This window comes from Limnothrix redekei LRLZ20PSL1 (assembly GCF_043235035.1).
Lineage (GTDB): Bacteria > Cyanobacteriota > Cyanobacteriia > CACIAM-69d > CACIAM-69d > CACIAM-69d.
Genome location: NZ_JAZAQF010000033.1, coordinates 1 through 215 on the forward strand (window position 1 = coordinate 1; position 215 = coordinate 215).

Here is a 215-nt window from a genome sequence, read left to right on the forward strand (position 1 = left end):
GGCTGCTAGTCTCGTTAATTGTTCCAACACCTCTATAGTTTCTGTTCTGAATTTCCACAAAAAGATTTTTAACTGTGACCACATCATTTCTATAGGATTAAAGTCTGGTGAATACACTGGCAGATATCCTACCGTTGCTCCTACTGCTTCTATCATTTCTCTTACCTCTGGACGATGATGAGAGTTTAAGTTGTCCATGATAACCACATCACTTA

General features: G+C 38.6%; 1 protein-coding gene. It reads right to left on the reverse strand.

From position 1 onward, the window contains the following. Window positions 1-215: transposase (locus VPK24_RS06545; RefSeq protein WP_393011502.1), on the reverse strand; the 215-nt coding region annotated here is incomplete at both ends.